The sequence below is a fragment of the Rugamonas fusca genome, from assembly GCF_014042365.1.
Lineage (GTDB): Bacteria > Pseudomonadota > Gammaproteobacteria > Burkholderiales > Burkholderiaceae_D > Rugamonas > Rugamonas fusca.
In genome coordinates, this window is sequence record NZ_JACEZS010000058.1 from 1 (window position 1) to 1,212 (window position 1,212).

At 59.8% G+C, this 1,212-nt stretch carries 1 protein-coding gene; it reads left to right on the plus strand.

Annotated features, from left to right (window positions below; genetic code table 11):
• Window positions 1–902 (plus strand): transposase (locus H3H36_RS26285; RefSeq protein ID WP_182220982.1); only part of this gene is annotated, 902 nt, incomplete at its 5' end.
• Window positions 903–1,212 lie beyond the last annotated feature (310 nt).

Consider the following 1,212-nt stretch of genomic DNA (forward strand, 5'->3'; position numbering starts at 1 on the left):
TCGCTCTGCTGGAGCCGTTTCGCGCCGAACTGGCCGGCGTCGCAGTGGAGTCGACCTTCAATTGGTATTGGCTGGTGGACGGCTTGCGTGCCGCCGGTTTCGAAGTGAAGTTGGTGAATACGGCAGCCATCGTCCAATATGAAGGATTGAAGTACAGCGGTGACGAGCACGACGCGCGCCATCTGGCGCATCTGCTGCGTTTGAAGTTGCTGCTTTTTGGCTATGCGTTCGCGCCGGAGTGGCGCGCCGTGCGCGACCTGGCGCGCAAGCGCATGCAATTGGTACGCACGAGGACCACCCACGTCCTGGCGCTCGAGACGATCTACGCGCGGCAAACCGGCGCACGGATCAGTGGCGATATCGCAAAGTCGCTTCAGTTCGACGATGTGGCGCACTGGGGATGTTGTGACGACGTCACCTTGGCCGCCCAAACGAATGTGCTGGCGATACAGGCCATGGAACGTGGCATCGAGATCATCGAGAAGCGGCTGCATGAGCGAGTGAAATTAACGTCGGAATACGCCGTGCTGAAAACCGTGCCGGGCATAGGCGAAGTGCTGTCGACTGTGATCATGCTCGAGACCGGGCCGATCGAACGGTTTACCTCGGCCGGCAATTACGCCTCATACGCGCGTTGCGTTGGCAGCGGCCGCTACTCGAACGCGAAGAAGAAGGGCGAAGGTAATCGGAAGAACGGCAATACCTACCTGGCGTGGGCCTTTGTGGAGGCGGCCCATTACGCACTACGCTATAGCGATGCGGCCAAACGATTTTACGAGCGCAAGCGTGCCCGCTGCAACGCGGCCTTGGCGACCAAGGCATTGGCACACAAGCTGGCACGGGCCTGCTTTCACATGCTGAAAGGACAAACCGTATTTGACGAGAAGCGCTGTTTCGCATGACGATCAAGGCGGCGCAGGTGAGCCAGCACTGGGGTTGGCACTAAACCAACGGATCTGATTGGACACCTGTCGCCGCCGCCACCGCAAGACAAGCTATCGCCCGAGACGTGAGCCAGCAAGGGGTGGGGTCGCAAGCGGCAACCATTTAATCTGTGAATAATTGGGACACGTGACGGTACCAACGTTTTTCTGGGGCGGCCGATGCCGCCAGGGCAACCGGCGCTGCCGCCGGCTTGCTTGATCCTGATGGGTGACTGGTGCGATGCTTCGCAACCAAGTACTGAGAAAACGGGCGCGACAAGCGTTTGCG